Genomic DNA, 14,872 nt, shown 5'->3' on the forward strand with positions numbered 1-14,872 from the left:
AGCAAAGGTTTTGAAGTAATGTTGCACCATCGTCTTTGATGAATAAAATCGTGTATAAAAATTGAAGTCTTATCGTTGTAACAGCATAAATCTGACAAGTCTCCTTATTGTGCTAACGGGGTGCTTTAGTTGAAGAAGGTAGTCAAACCAGAAGCAACAATCTTTGAGAAAACAGCCTTTGTTTTTTAGCTAGCAAGGGCTGACATTTGTTGAAAAGTATACATTATATATTTGTTGATTGGAGTGGAGGATGGGCTACTCCTCGGGGATTAGCGTCACAGATGAGACCCTGCAGCGAGCATCGCGAGTGAAGCGGCTCATCGGACGCCCCTAGGAAGCTCTGATCTGCACGAAAGCGAAGCGTCAGCGGCAAATGTTTTATCTGTGCGAAAGCGGAGCGGCAGCAACAAAGCGCTCAGCCGGAACGGAAATCAACCTCACGTTATGGAGATGTCGGCACTTTACAATTTATGATGACATATAATATTTAAAGCGTTTAGCGTTTTATGCAAAGAAAGTTATGTTATATTAAGTTGTAGACATTAGATGAAAGGGACGTTAAAAATGATTGTAAAAACGCAAGAAGAGATTGAAGCATTTAAAAAAATCGGCCGTATTTGTGCTGAAATTCGTGAGGCAATGAAGGCTGCTACAAAACCAGGTGTAACAACACTTGAATTAGATGAAATTGCAGGTCGTATGTTTGCTGAAGCAGGAGCAATTTCTGGACCTAAAGGGGAGTATGATTTCCCAGGCTACACATGTATTAGTGTGAATGAGGAAGTCGCACATGGTATTCCTGGTAAACGAGTGATTAACGAGGGAGATATCGTAAATATAGACGTATCTGGTTCACTAAATGGCTACTTTGCTGATACGGGCATTTCATTTGTAGTTGGCGAGGGCTATGAGGATAAAGAAAAGCTATGTCGCGTAGCTAAAAGTGCTTTCGATCGTGCAATGACAAAAGTAAAAGCTGGATCAAAATTAAACCAAATCGGTAAAGCTGTTGAGCGTGAAGCATATGCCAATGATTTAACAGTGATTATGAACTTAACAGGTCATGGTTTAGGTCGTTCTTTACATGATGAGCCAAATCATATTTTAAACTACTATGATGCTTGGGATTCAACAATTATGAAAGAAGGCATGGTGCTTGCAGTCGAGCCATTTATCTCAGCGAAAGCGGAGCATATTGTAGAATCTGGTGATGGCTGGACATTCATTACGCCAGACAAATCATTAGTCGCTCAAATTGAGCATTCAATTATCGTTACTAAAGACAAACCAATTATTTTAACTTCTCTAGACGAACAATAAAAAAGCTAAAAATCCTGCTAACCAATTTATATTTGGTAGGCAGGATTTTTTTTAAGAAATAATATACCGACAAGTAGCACTCCGCATAAAAACAAGGCTGCAGTTGTCACAAGTAGCTCATCGAAACCATTATGTAATGCGACCCCGATATAGGACCAGATAAATACACTTGGGTAGATAATATCAAAATAATGGAATCGAATATGTAGCGCTATTGCTGCTCCAATGGTCAGTAAAATAACTGCCCAAAGTGGATCACTAAGGCCAAGACCATTCCATTGATAAGATGTTAGCATGAAGCTTATATTTGTCATTAGGCTAAATGTAATCCATGCTAAATAAATCGAGAAGGGTATACGCCCTGTTAGTGAATTATTGCTAAGAGGGTACGTTTTGTACAACTTAAATAAATACAGTACTAAAACAAACGTACTGATAATTGACATGATAAATAGTTCGTGATGCCAAACAACAATTGCTAACGTCTGCATGATACATATGCTACTAAAGAGAACAGTCTGTTTAAAAGATGTCTTTTTTAGGTTCATGACTAACCAATAACCAAGTAACATGTAAACCACAATCCAAATGATATAACTAACATTAAATGGTGCAAATATTACTGGAAAACGATTTAAGATCTCTAAAAAAGAATGATCGTTTATTTTCATAAAATAGGATGAAAAGGTTAGGATGAGTGAGACAATAAAAGTTATTGTCATCAAAAAAAATCGAGGCATGGTTTCTCTCCCTTCGTGTTAAATTGTATAGGGAAAAGACAAATAAGTATAGGACTGAACATTATATTTTCATTATAACGGAAATTTCCAACAATGTATCGCGTGTTTCGTTAAAAATATCTACAATTTACCATTTACATAGTTATTCATATACTTCTTTAGTACAATGAAAATATTCGAATGTAAGGAGTGAAGTTTTAATGACTCAAAATTTAAATGATCTAGATTTATCAGTTAAACTGGATAAGAAAATGTATAAAAAGAAATTAAAAGTACTCCAATATGAAATGTTAAATGCCCAACAGTTTTTATTAAAAAATAAAATTGGATTAATTCTAGTGTTTGAAGGTATGGATGCTGCTGGTAAGGGTGGCGCTATTAAGCGTCTCATTGAACGTGCTGATCCGCGTGGCTATGTCGTGCACCCAATTGCAGCACCTCAGCCTCATGAACTACGCTATAATTATTTACAACGTTTTTGGCGAAAGTTGCCACAGCATGGACAAATCGCTATTTTTGATCGCTCATGGTATGGTCGTGTATTAGTTGAGCGTATTGAAGGATTTGCAACAAATGAAGAGTGGTCTCGTGCATATGAAGAAATTAATAATTTTGAAAAGATTTTAACAGCAGGAGATTATATTGTGATTAAGTTTTGGCTTCAAGTATCTGATGAGGAGCAGCTTAACCGTTTTAAAGAACGTGAAGAGGATCCATATAAGTCTTGGAAGCTAACAGATGAAGACTGGCGAAATCGCGAAAAAACACCTCAGTATATAGAAGCTGCAAATGACATGTTTGAGAAGACCGATAAGAAAAGTGCTCCGTGGGTTCTAATACCAGGAGATGATAAAAAATATGCTCGTGTACAAGTGTTGCAAGAAACACTAGCACATATCGAAAGTGAGGCAAAAAAACGTGGCCTACAACTAACGAATGTATTAGACACAGCACATTTAGAAGATGCTGAATCGTCTAGCCTTGAATTGCTAGAGGAGAAGCCTAAAAAACAAAAACAAAAAGTGAAATAATCTTATAGATGCTGTAACAACAAGACGAGATGTTTTAGTTGTAGCAGCATCTTTTTTTACATACAATAAAGTAAAACTGCAATTAGTGGGTGTTTCTTCCATTGGTAAATGAGCTCAGGAATTAAACGTATTGATAATTATCGGAAGGTTAGTGTGGAAAAATGGTGCTTAAAATTTGGAGATTATTAAGGAAAAAGGGTGAAAATGTGGTATCAATTCAAGGGGGGAAATGCTACATTCGCACATTTTATGAAAAAGATGCACAAAGTTTAACCGATCTCGTAAGTCGCAATAAATACTTTTGGTCTACACATGAACCGTTACAACGACCTGAATACTATACAATTAATGCTCAATATAAAAAAATTCAAGAATGCTTATACTTAATGGACTCAAAGAGGGAATTTACTTTTGGTATTTTTGAGCCAGGTACAAATAATCTAATAGGACATATCGCTCTTTATGCAGTAAAACGTTTACCGTATTCTAGTGCGTTTGTTGGTTATGCGATGGATGAAATTTATATTGGGAAAGGGATCGTTACCGAAGCAGTTAATATGGTCGTGCAATTTGCGTTCGAGCAAGTAGGCTTACATCGAGTAGAGGCTTATGTTTCGACACAAAATAATCCTTCTATCCGAGTCTTAGAAAAGGCTGGATTCCAGCGTGAGGGTCTTTTGAGAAAGCTGCTGTACATTAATGGTAAATGGGTGGATCATTATATGTATGCACGTTTAGAGGGCCAATAAAAAGAAGCGTCTATCTTTCAGTGTTTGAAGGATAGACGCTTCTTTTTTTATTATTGTTTGCTACCGTCTATGATTAAATCAAGGCGACCTGTATTTGGGTCAATCACTAATCCATGAACAGGTACGTCTTTAACCATTAACGGGTGATTGCGAATGGTATCCACGCTTTTCTTTACACTTGTTGCTACGTCACCAAAGCCACGTAAAAACTCTTTTAAATCAAAACCTGAATATTCGATCGTGTCGATAGTTTCAGGGGTAATCCCTCTAGCCATCATTTTATTTAACATGGCTTCTGGGTCAACTGCACTCATACCGCAGTCGTAATGGCCAACAACATACACCTCATCTGCTTGTAGCTCATAAACAGCTACAAGTAAACTACGCATAATTGCACCAAAAGGGTGACTAACTAATGCCCCAGCACTTTTAACGATTTTTACGTCGCCATTACGCAAATTCATAGCTTTAGGTAACAGCTCTACAAGTCGAGTATCCATACAAGATAACACAACGATACGTTTATCAGGATACTTTGTTGTAATAAAAGGCTCATATTTCTTTTCTTGAACGAAATCTTCATTAAACTTAAGGATATCTTGTAACATTGTCATGAAAGATTGCTCCCTCCCTTACAGGAATTATTTTAGAGCAAAACTATAAATATGCAAATAATAATGACAATATTCACGCAATTTTTTGCGAAAAAAAAGAAGTTTAGTAATTTATTTTGCGAATAGAAATAATTAAAATCCGTCGGAAGATAAATAAAAAACAGCTACTTGCTGTAGCTGTTTTCAACAAAATTAAAATTTTTCGTTTGGTTTTGGATCTACAGTTACTGAAGACTTAGAATCTAAACCAACTTGTAGGTAGTGAATGAAGAATGCCAAAGAGATTAATAAAACGGCACTAAAGCCTAGTACAGTCGTAACGAACATAATAAAAGCCCCTCTCTACTAAAATAATCTACAATATTATCTAAAGTAATTATACAATAGGTTACTAGGAAAATCTAAGGAGAATTTATGACATCCACAACATACCTAGTTCAGACTAATATTAGTAGGGATAAATTACTTGAATTGTCCAGTGGGTAATATGAAAAAGTGATTATTTTTACCTAATAGTAGTGGTGTGATGTACTGAGCTTTCTGCATTTCGTCTGCTGAAATAATTACTTTAAATGTCCTTGTCGGTGCTTAGTCACGACGTTTTTTGTACCGAAAGCGTAGCAGCAGGTATAGAAGTCTCCGTCTTTAGTTGGTGAAAGAAGCTCTTTGTGCCAGCACAAAGCCGAGTGATGCAATTATGCTAAGGCATAATTGATTGCATATGGGAAGAAATCAAATGAGTCTTTCGGAGCGTTTTCATTGTGAGTGCGAAAAAAGAATTTTGTCGGATAAATCGACATTGAACTGTTTTATATCATTTTTGGTCGATGTTTTAGTGATTATTTGATGTGGTTTTTCGTTTTCAGTCAATTTACTTATATGAATGCGTGGATTTTTTTGGATATTTAATCCTGATTTTATGACTAATCAAGCGTTTTTTAGTAATTTTGTGTCGAAGGATAATAACAAATTCTTAACTTTTTTCAAATAAAGACAATTTAGTGTATTATTCTTAATTCGATATAATCAAATATGGTCGAAAGGTGAATAAAAAGTATTTATTTCATCGAAAAAAATGTGAAATACATTTATACTATATTAAAATTATGGAAAAAAGGACGAAATAAAGCTTAATAGGAGATTTGGAGGTTCTAGAATGGATATATCGTCGATTGTAGGGTTAATACTTGCGCTAGTAGCGCTATTAACAGGAATGGTACTAAAGGGTGTAAGTTTAAGTGCGTTTTATAACCCGGCTGCCATTTTAATTATCATCTTCGGTACAATTTCCGCGGTAACAATTGCCTTCCCCATGAAGGAGTTAAAGCGTGTACCAAAGCTATTTAAAATTCTTTTTAAAGAAACGAAATTAGCAGATGATATTGAGATTATTAAGATGTTTTCACAATGGGCTGATTTAGCTCGCCGTGAAGGTCTATTAGCGCTTGAAAGTAAAGCTTCTGAGATTGAAGATCCATTTTTGAAAAATGGACTTACATTAGCAATTGATGGTCAGAATGCTGACTATATTCGTGATGTCCTAACGGAAGAAGTCGAAGCGATGGAAGAACGTCATGCTAGTGGTTCTGCAATCTTTACACAAGCTGGTACATATGCTCCGACTTTAGGGGTACTTGGTGCGGTAGTAGGGTTAATCGCCGCATTAGCAGATATGAATGACATAGAAAAGCTAGGACATGCTATTTCAGCTGCTTTCATGGCTACATTATTAGGTATTTTTACAGGTTATGTTTTATGGCATCCGTTTGCGAATAAATTAAAACGTAAATCAGCTATCGAAGTTAAGCAAAAAAGAATGATGATTGAAGGCATCCTTTCTGTCTTAGAGGGGGAGGCTCCACGTGTTATTGAACAAAAATTATCTTCTTACTTAACAATGGAAGAACGTCGTCAAATTTCTGATGAAAGCGGGGCGGGCGGCCTTGGCAAAGAAAGCTAAGAAAAAAAAGCATGATGAACATATCGATGAGTCTTGGCTAGTTCCGTATGCAGATATTTTAACACTGCTCTTAGCTGTATTTATCATATTGTTTGCATCCAGTTCAGTAGATCAAGAAAAGCTAGAGAGAATGTCAGCGGTGTTTAATCAAGTATTTGATGGTGGAACAAGCTTTTTAGATCAGCCTTCACCGATACAAAGTCCGAATGCGGATAGTGATCAAACACCACAAACACAACAAAATTCAGCTTATTTGAAGGATCAGCAGGAGTTAGCTCAAATTAAAGATAGTGTTGATAATTTCATTGCTGTTCATGAGATGGAAGGTCAATTCGCAACAGCGATGACTGATGAAGGGTTACTTGTTACAATTCGTGATAGTATCCTGTTTGATTCTGGGAAAGCGGACATTAAACCAGAGTATAAGACAATAGCTAAAGAGCTTGCGAATGTGTTGGTATCTAATCCACCACGTAGTATTGTTATTACTGGTCATACGGATAATGTTCCAGCTGGACCAAACTTCTCTTCTAACTTACAGCTCTCGGCGTTACGTGCGGTGAACTTCGCAGAAATTTTATTGCAGAGTAACTCGAAGTTAGATGGTCGAAACTTTAGTACACAAGGTTTCGGTGAGAACCGTGCCGTTGCACCGAATGATACTAAAGAAGGGCGAGCGAAAAATCGTCGTGTAGAAGTGTTAATACAACCACTTGTAACTGAGGATGGTTCTGCCGTAAAAAGTACAAAATAGAAAAAAGCTATTAGCAAACGGCTTTGGTGCCTTTATTGCTAATAGCTTTTTGTTTACAAACTTCTACTTATTTGCGTAAAGCGCCTAATTCAGCAACGATAGCTTGCATCTCGCTCGGACTAAATGTATCGCGCTTCATGATCATTTCATATAAATAGACTAGGTCTTCGTAATTTGCTTCATCGAAATTTTCCGATTTCATCGCATCAACATTAACCATGCGAAGCTTGTCTTTCATTTGATCAATCATATAAATAACGTTTTCTTTTGACGGTACTGATAAATCCATTATTTAAACCTACCTTTCGTAATCCTCGAAAATATCATTTCATTGAATAAAAAAAATGTCAACACTGTATTTCGTCATTGCTTTAAAAATAGACTGTTATTGGGTAGAATAAGGGCAGTGAGTAGTTTAACTTCTGTCGGCAGGTGTTCAAACATCCGCTTAAATAGAGGAACTCAGTCAAGAACGCCACGTCCAGTGACAATTTATCTGTGCGAAAGCGAAGCAACCGCAACAACAAAACACGCGACTGAGTGACCAACATCATACTATAGTTGTCGCTACGCTCTGCCGCTACGCTATGCTTTCGCGCAAAAAACATCTGCTGCTGCCGCTATGCTTTCGCGCAAAAAACATCTGCTGCTGCCGCTACGCTTTCGCGCAAAAAAACATCTGCTGCTACCGCTCCGCTTTCGCGCAAAAAAACATCTGCTGGCCTAAAGCCTCCGGACGTAATTATGCCGGGGCACAATTGATTTATTATTCTAAAAAACAAATACATTTAAAGCAGGGGGTATTTAATATGGGACAAAGTAAATTATTAGCATCTATCGTAGTTGGTGCCACAGTTGGTGCTGCGTTAAGTATGTTGGACCGTACAACGCGTGAAAAAACAATAGCTTCAACGAAAAAGATGAAAGAAGCAATATCGTATTATGCAACCAACCGAGAGGAATTACAAGTTCTAGTTGAGGAAAAAGTATTGGCCACTAAAGTGCTATGTGAAAGTGTTTCAGAAAATGTCAACTCAATCATTGATAAAGTTGATGAGTTTAAAGAATTACCTTCCACGATCGAAGGCATGATTAAAGACACGAAATCAGCCTTTTCTTTACCTAATAAAGAATAGTTGTCGTACAGGAGGGAATTTGTATGGAGAAGAAAAAAGCTTCGATACATTCAGCTGTCGGTGTGGTGAAATCATTTGTCTCACCAGACGAAGATACTGTAGATGTGATGACATCAAGAGGCTTTATGCAAGATTTAATACTACGCTTACGACGAGCAGAAATATCAGCTCTTGCAGCGCAATTGGCTTATTTCTTTTTACTGTCTTTTTTCCCGTTACTAATTTTTCTAGTTACATTACTACCATACTTGAATTTAAAGTCGACGCAAGTGTATTCATTTCTAGTGAATATAATGCCGGACGAAGTATATAGGCTTATTGAAAGTACATTAGATGAAATTTTAACAAGCCGAAATAGTAGTTTATTATCTGTCGGGGTACTCGGTACAATTTGGTCCGCCTCCAAAGGAATTAATGCATTGATTAGAGCCTTGAATAAGGCTTATGATACAGAAACTAGGGCGAGTCTATTAGATCGAGGGCTATCCCTTGTTTTCACCTTGGTATTTGTCGTTGTTATTGCTGTCGTTCTACTGTTACCGGTTTTTGGGCAACAGGTGGGGCATTTCTTATTTTCGATCGTTGGCATTGAGGAGCAGTTTGAAATAATCTGGCATAGAACGCGCTGGTCAATACCACCTCTACTTATTTTTATAGTTTTAATGGGGATATATAGATTTATTCCAAATACAATTCCTCGTTTGAAGTTAAAGGGAGTTTGGCCAGGTGCATTATTTTCAACTATTTCCTGGGTGGCAGTAACATATGCTTTCTCCTTTTATATTAATAATTTCGCGAATTATTCCGCTACATATGGCAGTATTGGTGGCGTTATTATTTTAATGCTTTGGCTATATTTCACGGGAATTATTTTAATTTTTGGTGGCATTTTAAATGCGACGATGCAGAAAAAAGTATTGCAAAAAGAACGTATGAAGCAGGAGACATTAGCAAATAGGTAGGAATATGACAAGAACAGCCTCGTATCAGCTTTGTGATACGAGGCTGTTTGTGTTTTAGGCGTTTTTATTAAGCATACGTAAGCCGTTTAAAATAACTAAAATAGTGCTTCCTTCATGTCCGATTACGCCAAGAGGTAAATCGACGACCTGTAAAAAGTTTGAAGCAATTAATAAAACGATAACGCCTATAGAGAAGAAAATGTTTTGTTTGATGATGCGTTGCATTTTACGTGATAAACGTACAGCATAGGCAATTTTTGATAAGTCATTTTTCATTAAAACGACATCTGCTGTTTCTAAAGCAACATCTGTTCCTTCGCCCATCGCAATTCCGGTAGTTGCAGTTGCTAATGCAGGTGCATCATTAATACCGTCACCGACCATCCCTACAAATTTATGTTCAGAAAGGAGTCGTTTCATCTCAGTCACTTTTGTTTCAGGGAGACATTCTGCAACGTATTCTGTCACGCCTGCTTCTTTGGCAATTACCTTTGCAGTCTTCTCGTTGTCGCCCGTTAGCATAACAACATCAATGCCTAGCTCTTTTAGTAATGCTATTGCTTTTTTTGCTTCACTACGAACTGTATCTTTTAGGGCTGCCAATGCGACTATGCCATCTTTGTCACGAATGAAAATAACACTTTTTCCTTCTGAGGCAAGGCTTTCTGCTGCGCCATTTGCAAATTCGATTGCCTCATCTAGACCAACAAAGTCTGGTTTCCCAACAAGATATTCGACCTCATTAACGTTACCTTTGATACCCCAACCTGGAATATCTTCAATAGTCGCTTGAGGAAACTGTGTGATACCTTCTTTTCTTGCGAATAAAGTAATTGCTTGTGCGAGTGGGTGGTTCGATTGTGCTTCAATACCTGCAAGGATTGTTATTGCATGTTCACGGTCTAATCCTTCTCGAACGATAAAATCAGTAACGGTTGGTTTACCTTGTGTTAAAGTACCTGTTTTATCTACTGCTAATGCACGTAATACACCTAGATGCTCTAAATGTAAGCCTCCCTTGAATAATACACCGTGTTTTGCACCGTTTGAAATTGCTGCAAGTGTTGCTGGCATAATGGATGCCACAAGTGCGCATGGAGAAGCAACTACTAGGAGTACCATTGCACGATAGAAAGTTGTTGTCCAGTCCCAACCGAGAACGAAGTGAGGTAGAAACATCATAATGGCAACGGCTAGTAGCGCAATTTTCACATAAGTACCTTCGAATTTTTCTATAAACTGTTGAGATGGAGATTTTTCACTCTGAGCACTTTGTACAAGTTGGATAATTTTTTGGAAAAGTGTTTCTGAATTTGGTTTTGTCATTTCCATCGTAATGGCGCCATTTAAGTTCACGGTACCTGCAAATACCTCGTCGCCTTCACGTTTTGCCACTGGGAGTGGTTCACCGCTTATTGCGGATTCATCGATAGAAGACTGTCCTTTGAAGATCACGCCGTCTGCTGGAATACGTTCACCAGGTTTTACGAGTAGGTGATCTCCAATTTGTAATGTAGAGATAGAAACTTTCATTGGTTCAAAGTTTCCTCGTACGAGCCAAGCTTCTTCGGGTTGTAAGTTCATGAGTGCAGAAATTTCACGATGACTTTTATTCATTGCGTATGTTTCCAGAGCGCCACTTACGGCAAAAATGAAAATTAGAATAGCGCCCTCTGTCCAATAACCGATTGCAGCTGAGCCAATTGCAGCTAATACCATTAATAGCTCAACATTAAGCTCTTTATTTTCAATGGTTTCTTCGATGCCTTCTTTTGCTTTAGCGAATCCGCCGACGCAAAATGCAACTATATATAAAATAATAGAAGCTGTCGTTTGCCCGCTAGTATCTAAACGCCATGCAAGCAAAATAAACAGACCCGCTATAAGGGCAGCAATTAATTCAGCATGCTCTTTTATTTTCTCAATTAAATTAGAATTTTCTCGTTTAGAGTGTTCCATTTTTATTCCCCCTGATAATGAAAATCAATATCAAAACCCATATAAATCAATGTATATAAACAATGTCTAATTGAAAATCGCTTTCGATTAGCTCCTCTCTAATTTAGAATTATTATAACAAAGGTATTTGGAAAAAGAAAGTAAGAAATTTGAAGGGACTTTTAAAGAGTAGGGATAAAAGCAGGCCGGGATTGAGATAGAGACACTTTGAGGGTTTTTAAAATAATTTTTGAACATAAGAAAAGCACAGTTATTCCTAGGAATATTCTGTGCTTCTCAAACTTGTGCAGGCTTATCACTATAAAGTGGGGCAGATTTCCGGTCTGGCTATGCGCTTTCCCAAGGGCGTCTAGTCTTCACTTCAATCAACTGACATACGTTTTAATCAATGTCATACCTAACTTTTGGTGATGAGCCATAAATTATTAAGTTATAAATCGTTTTTGCATTACACCACAGCTTAAAAACTATGGTTACTATTCAACGCAATTAGAATACTCGTTCTGCGTGTAGGGCAAGTTTTTCTAGGGATGATTTGTCTACATCTGCGTGTAATGAGTTACCGTGAGAGTCCATTGTTACAACAGCCGTGAACTTCTCAACGTTTAAATGCCACATTGCTTCTGGAATACCGAATTCCATTAGGTCAACGCCTTCAACACCTTTAATGCAGTCTGCGTAGTATTGTGCAGCACCACCGATTGCATTTAAGTAAACGCCACCGTGCTCTTCTAAAGCAGCAAGTGTTTTTGGTCCCATACCGCCTTTACCAATTACAGCGCGGATACCGAATTTTTTCATGATGTCACCTTGGTATGGCTCCTCACGAATAGAAGTAGTTGGACCAGCTGCTTTAACTGTCCAGTTGCCTTCTTCGTCTTTTGCCATTACAGGGCCACAGTGATAAATAACTTGTCCATTTAGATCAACTGGAGCATCATGGCTCATTAAGTGATGGTGAATTGCGTCACGGCCAGTATACATACGACCCGTAATTGAAACAACGTCACCAACTTTTAGAGCTCGAATTTGTTCTTCAGTAATTGGTGCAGTAAGCTCTACTACATCTGTAGTAGTATCTTCTGTTGTTGCTGCAACTTCATCTTCTTTAAAAGTAATTTTTTCGCCTTCTTGGTAATGCCAGTTAATAATTTCACCAGTTTGAGGATTGATGTCCACAGCCATACGACGGTAAGCCCAGCAGTTATAAGCTACAGATACGTAGAATGATGCAGGGATACGGTGCATGACACCAATTTTACAGCCAAGTAATGTTGCTTCACCACCGAAGCCCATTGTACCGATACCGAATGTGTTTGCAGTTTTCACTACATATTCTTCTAATTTAGCAAGATCAGGATTTGGATTTGTATCTTCTACATGACGGAATAACTGTTCTTTTGCTAAGTCGTAGCCAGAAGAGCGGTCGCCACCGATACCTACACCGATGAAGCCTGCTGAACAGCCTTGTCCTTGTGCTTGGTATACTGAGTGAATAATACATTTACGGATACCATCTAAATCACGACCAGCGCGGCCAAGACCTTCAAGCTCACATGGTAGGCTGTATTGAATGTTTTTGTTTTCACAGCCGCCACCTTTAAGGATTAACTTAATTGTAATATAGTCTTTTTCCCATTGTTCGAATTTCATAACAGGAAGACCATCACCAAGGTTATTACCGCTGTTTTCGCCTGTTAATGAATCAACCGCATTTGGACGTAATTTTGCATCTGCAGTAGTATCATTAATAGCTTTTTTAATAGCTTCTTTAATTTCTAATTGGTTTACACCAACAGGCGTATAAATTTTGAATGTTGGTAGACCAGTATCTTGACAGATTGGTGATACATTATCTTCTGCCATAATAATATTATTTGAGATTGTGTCTAAGCTCATTGCAGCACGAGTACCAGCATTCTCAGCTTCTTTAGCTTTTTTAATTGCACGACGTACGTCTTTTGGTAGATTAGTAGATGTTTCAGTAATTAAATCGTAAAGACTTTTCTCCAAATTTTGGATATTCATTTAGTGTTGCCCCCCATAGAAAATTTGATTATTTCCACGATACATTATACTCTTTTCAACTAATGAAAAAAAGAGTTCAACTCATTGTGGTCGGAATTAAAGGTCTATTCTCAAAAAGAGGTATTTTAATGTAAAATTATGTAGCTATTATTTATTGAAGCTGTGCTGATCAAATCCCTATAAAGATTGCTAATAAAGAACATTTGTTCTATAATGGATTTAAAATTTCCTTTAGGAGGTAATATTATGAAGTTACTTAATTTACCTGAAGTATTTGAACAATATCGGACAATAATAGAAGAAACACTACGGCCTACTGTATTTATTGACACGGAAGAACGAAAAACATCTTTATTTGAAAGTAAGTTCGCGGGTGATCCGTATTTTCCTCTTTCAATGGAATATCCGAAAAGTCCTGAGGGGCAACCATTAAAATTACTAGCACAAATTAATTTTGCAAATGTATCCAAGCATTTACCGAATTTCCCTGAAGAGGGGATTTTACAGTTTTTTATTGATGGCTATGATGATGTACTAGGCATGGACTTTGACAATGGTCAAAATCAGGAGGGCTTCCGCGTTATTTTCCACGAACATATTGTTAGTGATGAGTCACAGTTAGTACAAGACTTCTCATTTGTTGAAGTGAAAGAAGAAGAATTATACTTTCCAGTGGAAAAAGAAATGGCATTGTCCTTTGAAGTGGGCTATGAACCATTATCGGCAAACGATTTTAGAAGTGAAAAACTCTATGCAAAGATCCTTGCTAATATAGAAGACAATGATAATTTAGTAGACTCATTTTTTGAGACATTGAATAGTACGGGTCATAAAATCGGGGGATACCCATTCTTTACTCAGAATGACCCACGAGCTTATGGTGATTATACAGAGTCAACAGTCTTATTGCTTCAGATTGACAGTATAGGTGATCATATTCTATGGGGGGATGTTGGAGTCGGCAACTTCTTCATTACAGAGGAAGAGCTAAAACGTAAAGATTTTAGTAAAGTTCTATATAATTGGGATTGCTGTTAAATAACAAAAGATAAAAGCAAGTGGAGAGCTTTATGTCCACTTGCTTTTATCGGTTATTGTTCACGAGCATTAAATTGCTCCATTTTGTCTTCTAAATCATCCATCATTTGAATTAAACGATCGATATCCTCTAATTCAGTTGTTTCAGGATCAATTGCATCTAAAACTTCTAAAAACATTTCAAGACGCTCTTTTAAGTAGTTCATTTGCTGTTTTTTATCAGTGATTGGATTGGACATACATACACCTCATTTCATCCCCTTCATCTTAGCTGATTTGGGACTAAATTTCAATGTTTAGGTAAACACCTAGGACTTAGCGATTATTTTGCGAAAATCAATAGACGGAATATTTACAATATTGAAGGCGTGTGTTAAATTAATATTAAGAAAAAGCAAAGGAGCTGATTTCAAAAATCTAAAAAGACTCTAACTCGAAAAGGAGGGAGTTTAAACAAGTACTCGGCCAATATAAAAGCCGAAATTCGTGTTTATACAATTAAATGGAGATAAGTGTTAGTTAGGCCTTAGCGTAAAATCACATGTGGTGAGCGCTAAGGCTTTTTGGTATGCTGTTATTTG

At 37.2% G+C, this 14,872-nt stretch carries 15 protein-coding genes; 8 read left to right on the top strand and 7 right to left on the bottom strand.

The window, feature by feature from the left end:
• Window positions 1–564 precede the first annotated feature (564 nt).
• Complete coding sequence (map, locus tag ACIQ7N_RS14020; RefSeq protein WP_132363372.1) at window positions 565–1,320, top strand: type I methionyl aminopeptidase; 756 nt, start codon at window positions 565–567, stop codon at window positions 1,318–1,320.
• A gap of 26 nt (window positions 1,321–1,346) precedes the next feature.
• Here map and ACIQ7N_RS14025 read toward each other — a convergent pair whose 3' ends face one another.
• A complete protein-coding gene (locus ACIQ7N_RS14025; protein ID WP_402933018.1) occupies window positions 1,347–2,060 on the bottom strand; it encodes a hypothetical protein in 714 nt (237 codons plus the stop codon).
• 200 nt (window positions 2,061–2,260) lie between these two features.
• Between ACIQ7N_RS14025 and ACIQ7N_RS14030 the strand changes: the two genes are divergently transcribed.
• Window positions 2,261–3,091 carry a polyphosphate kinase 2 family protein gene (locus tag ACIQ7N_RS14030; RefSeq protein WP_402933021.1) on the top strand — a complete coding sequence of 277 codons (831 nt, stop codon included), beginning with the start codon at window positions 2,261–2,263 and terminating at the stop codon, window positions 3,089–3,091.
• Between the two features lie 161 nt (window positions 3,092–3,252).
• Window positions 3,253–3,840 (top strand): GNAT family N-acetyltransferase, encoded by a 588-nt coding sequence (locus ACIQ7N_RS14035; RefSeq protein ID WP_402933024.1) that lies wholly within the window; start codon window positions 3,253–3,255, stop codon window positions 3,838–3,840.
• 50 nt (window positions 3,841–3,890) lie between these two features.
• Here the strand turns inward: ACIQ7N_RS14035 and ACIQ7N_RS14040 are convergent, their stop codons facing one another.
• On the bottom strand, window positions 3,891–4,454 hold the full coding sequence (locus tag ACIQ7N_RS14040; protein ID WP_248717168.1) for a beta-class carbonic anhydrase: 564 nt from the start codon (window positions 4,452–4,454) through the stop codon (window positions 3,891–3,893).
• A 192-nt stretch (window positions 4,455–4,646) separates the two neighbouring features.
• Complete coding sequence (locus ACIQ7N_RS14045; protein WP_256469474.1) at window positions 4,647–4,781, bottom strand: hypothetical protein; 135 nt, start codon at window positions 4,779–4,781, stop codon at window positions 4,647–4,649.
• Window positions 4,782–5,610: 829 nt separating this feature from the next.
• Here ACIQ7N_RS14045 and motA point away from each other — a divergent pair.
• A complete protein-coding gene (gene motA, locus ACIQ7N_RS14050; protein WP_079562711.1) occupies window positions 5,611–6,414 on the top strand; it encodes a flagellar motor stator protein MotA in 804 nt (267 codons plus the stop codon).
• On the top strand, window positions 6,398–7,168 hold the full coding sequence (gene motB / locus ACIQ7N_RS14055) for a flagellar motor protein MotB (protein WP_132363362.1): 771 nt from the start codon (window positions 6,398–6,400) through the stop codon (window positions 7,166–7,168). Before motA ends, motB begins: the two co-directional genes overlap by 17 nt.
• Before the next feature lie 67 nt (window positions 7,169–7,235).
• Here the strand turns inward: motB and ACIQ7N_RS14060 are convergent, their stop codons facing one another.
• Complete coding sequence (locus tag ACIQ7N_RS14060; RefSeq protein ID WP_049668842.1) at window positions 7,236–7,457, bottom strand: DUF1128 domain-containing protein; 222 nt, start codon at window positions 7,455–7,457, stop codon at window positions 7,236–7,238.
• A 520-nt stretch (window positions 7,458–7,977) separates the two neighbouring features.
• Between ACIQ7N_RS14060 and ACIQ7N_RS14065 the strand changes: the two genes are divergently transcribed.
• The gene (locus ACIQ7N_RS14065; protein ID WP_132363360.1) at window positions 7,978–8,304 is read left to right on the top strand and encodes a YtxH domain-containing protein; all 327 of its coding nucleotides are present in this window, start codon (window positions 7,978–7,980) and stop codon (window positions 8,302–8,304) included.
• Window positions 8,305–8,327: 23 nt separating this feature from the next.
• Window positions 8,328–9,266: a YihY/virulence factor BrkB family protein gene (locus ACIQ7N_RS14070; RefSeq protein WP_402933031.1), complete on the top strand. Its 939-nt coding sequence runs from the start codon at window positions 8,328–8,330 to the stop codon at window positions 9,264–9,266.
• A gap of 54 nt (window positions 9,267–9,320) precedes the next feature.
• On the opposite strand, the gene ACIQ7N_RS14075 is transcribed toward ACIQ7N_RS14070, so the two are convergent.
• Entirely contained in the window at window positions 9,321–11,225 is a 1,905-nt protein-coding gene (locus ACIQ7N_RS14075; RefSeq protein ID WP_402933034.1) for a heavy metal translocating P-type ATPase, read from the bottom strand.
• A 489-nt stretch (window positions 11,226–11,714) separates the two neighbouring features.
• The gene (locus ACIQ7N_RS14080) at window positions 11,715–13,253 is read right to left on the bottom strand and encodes a fumarate hydratase (protein WP_402933037.1); all 1,539 of its coding nucleotides are present in this window, start codon (window positions 13,251–13,253) and stop codon (window positions 11,715–11,717) included.
• Between the two features lie 246 nt (window positions 13,254–13,499).
• On the opposite strand from ACIQ7N_RS14080, the gene ACIQ7N_RS14085 reads away from it, so the two are divergent.
• The gene (locus ACIQ7N_RS14085; RefSeq protein WP_402933040.1) at window positions 13,500–14,291 is read left to right on the top strand and encodes a YwqG family protein; all 792 of its coding nucleotides are present in this window, start codon (window positions 13,500–13,502) and stop codon (window positions 14,289–14,291) included.
• Window positions 14,292–14,344: 53 nt separating this feature from the next.
• Here ACIQ7N_RS14085 and ACIQ7N_RS14090 read toward each other — a convergent pair whose 3' ends face one another.
• The gene (locus ACIQ7N_RS14090; protein WP_049668848.1) at window positions 14,345–14,530 is read right to left on the bottom strand and encodes an SE1561 family protein; all 186 of its coding nucleotides are present in this window, start codon (window positions 14,528–14,530) and stop codon (window positions 14,345–14,347) included.
• Window positions 14,531–14,872 lie beyond the last annotated feature (342 nt).

The sequence above is a fragment of the Lysinibacillus sp. NPDC095746 genome, assembly GCF_044763535.1.
Lineage (GTDB): Bacteria > Bacillota > Bacilli > Bacillales_A > Planococcaceae > Lysinibacillus.

Excerpts from the sequence above, each read along its gene's own strand:
- map (WP_132363372.1), top strand. The coding sequence starts at position 565 with ATGATTGTAAAAACGCAAGAAGAGATTGAAGCATTTAAAAAAATCGGC.
- ACIQ7N_RS14070 (WP_402933031.1), top strand. The coding sequence starts at position 8,328 with ATGGAGAAGAAAAAAGCTTCGATACATTCAGCTGTCGGTGTGGTGAAA.
- ACIQ7N_RS14045 (WP_256469474.1), bottom strand. The coding sequence starts at position 4,781 with ATGTTCGTTACGACTGTACTAGGCTTTAGTGCCGTTTTATTAATCTCT.
- ACIQ7N_RS14025 (WP_402933018.1), bottom strand. The coding sequence starts at position 2,060 with ATGCCTCGATTTTTTTTGATGACAATAACTTTTATTGTCTCACTCATC.
- ACIQ7N_RS14030 (WP_402933021.1), top strand. The coding sequence starts at position 2,261 with ATGACTCAAAATTTAAATGATCTAGATTTATCAGTTAAACTGGATAAG.
- ACIQ7N_RS14060 (WP_049668842.1), bottom strand. The coding sequence starts at position 7,457 with ATGGATTTATCAGTACCGTCAAAAGAAAACGTTATTTATATGATTGAT.
- motA (WP_079562711.1), top strand. The coding sequence starts at position 5,611 with ATGGATATATCGTCGATTGTAGGGTTAATACTTGCGCTAGTAGCGCTA.
- ACIQ7N_RS14080 (WP_402933037.1), bottom strand. The coding sequence starts at position 13,253 with ATGAATATCCAAAATTTGGAGAAAAGTCTTTACGATTTAATTACTGAA.
- ACIQ7N_RS14040 (WP_248717168.1), bottom strand. The coding sequence starts at position 4,454 with ATGACAATGTTACAAGATATCCTTAAGTTTAATGAAGATTTCGTTCAA.
- ACIQ7N_RS14090 (WP_049668848.1), bottom strand. The coding sequence starts at position 14,530 with ATGTCCAATCCAATCACTGATAAAAAACAGCAAATGAACTACTTAAAA.
- ACIQ7N_RS14075 (WP_402933034.1), bottom strand. The coding sequence starts at position 11,225 with ATGGAACACTCTAAACGAGAAAATTCTAATTTAATTGAGAAAATAAAA.
- ACIQ7N_RS14085 (WP_402933040.1), top strand. The coding sequence starts at position 13,500 with ATGAAGTTACTTAATTTACCTGAAGTATTTGAACAATATCGGACAATA.
- ACIQ7N_RS14035 (WP_402933024.1), top strand. The coding sequence starts at position 3,253 with ATGGTGCTTAAAATTTGGAGATTATTAAGGAAAAAGGGTGAAAATGTG.
- ACIQ7N_RS14065 (WP_132363360.1), top strand. The coding sequence starts at position 7,978 with ATGGGACAAAGTAAATTATTAGCATCTATCGTAGTTGGTGCCACAGTT.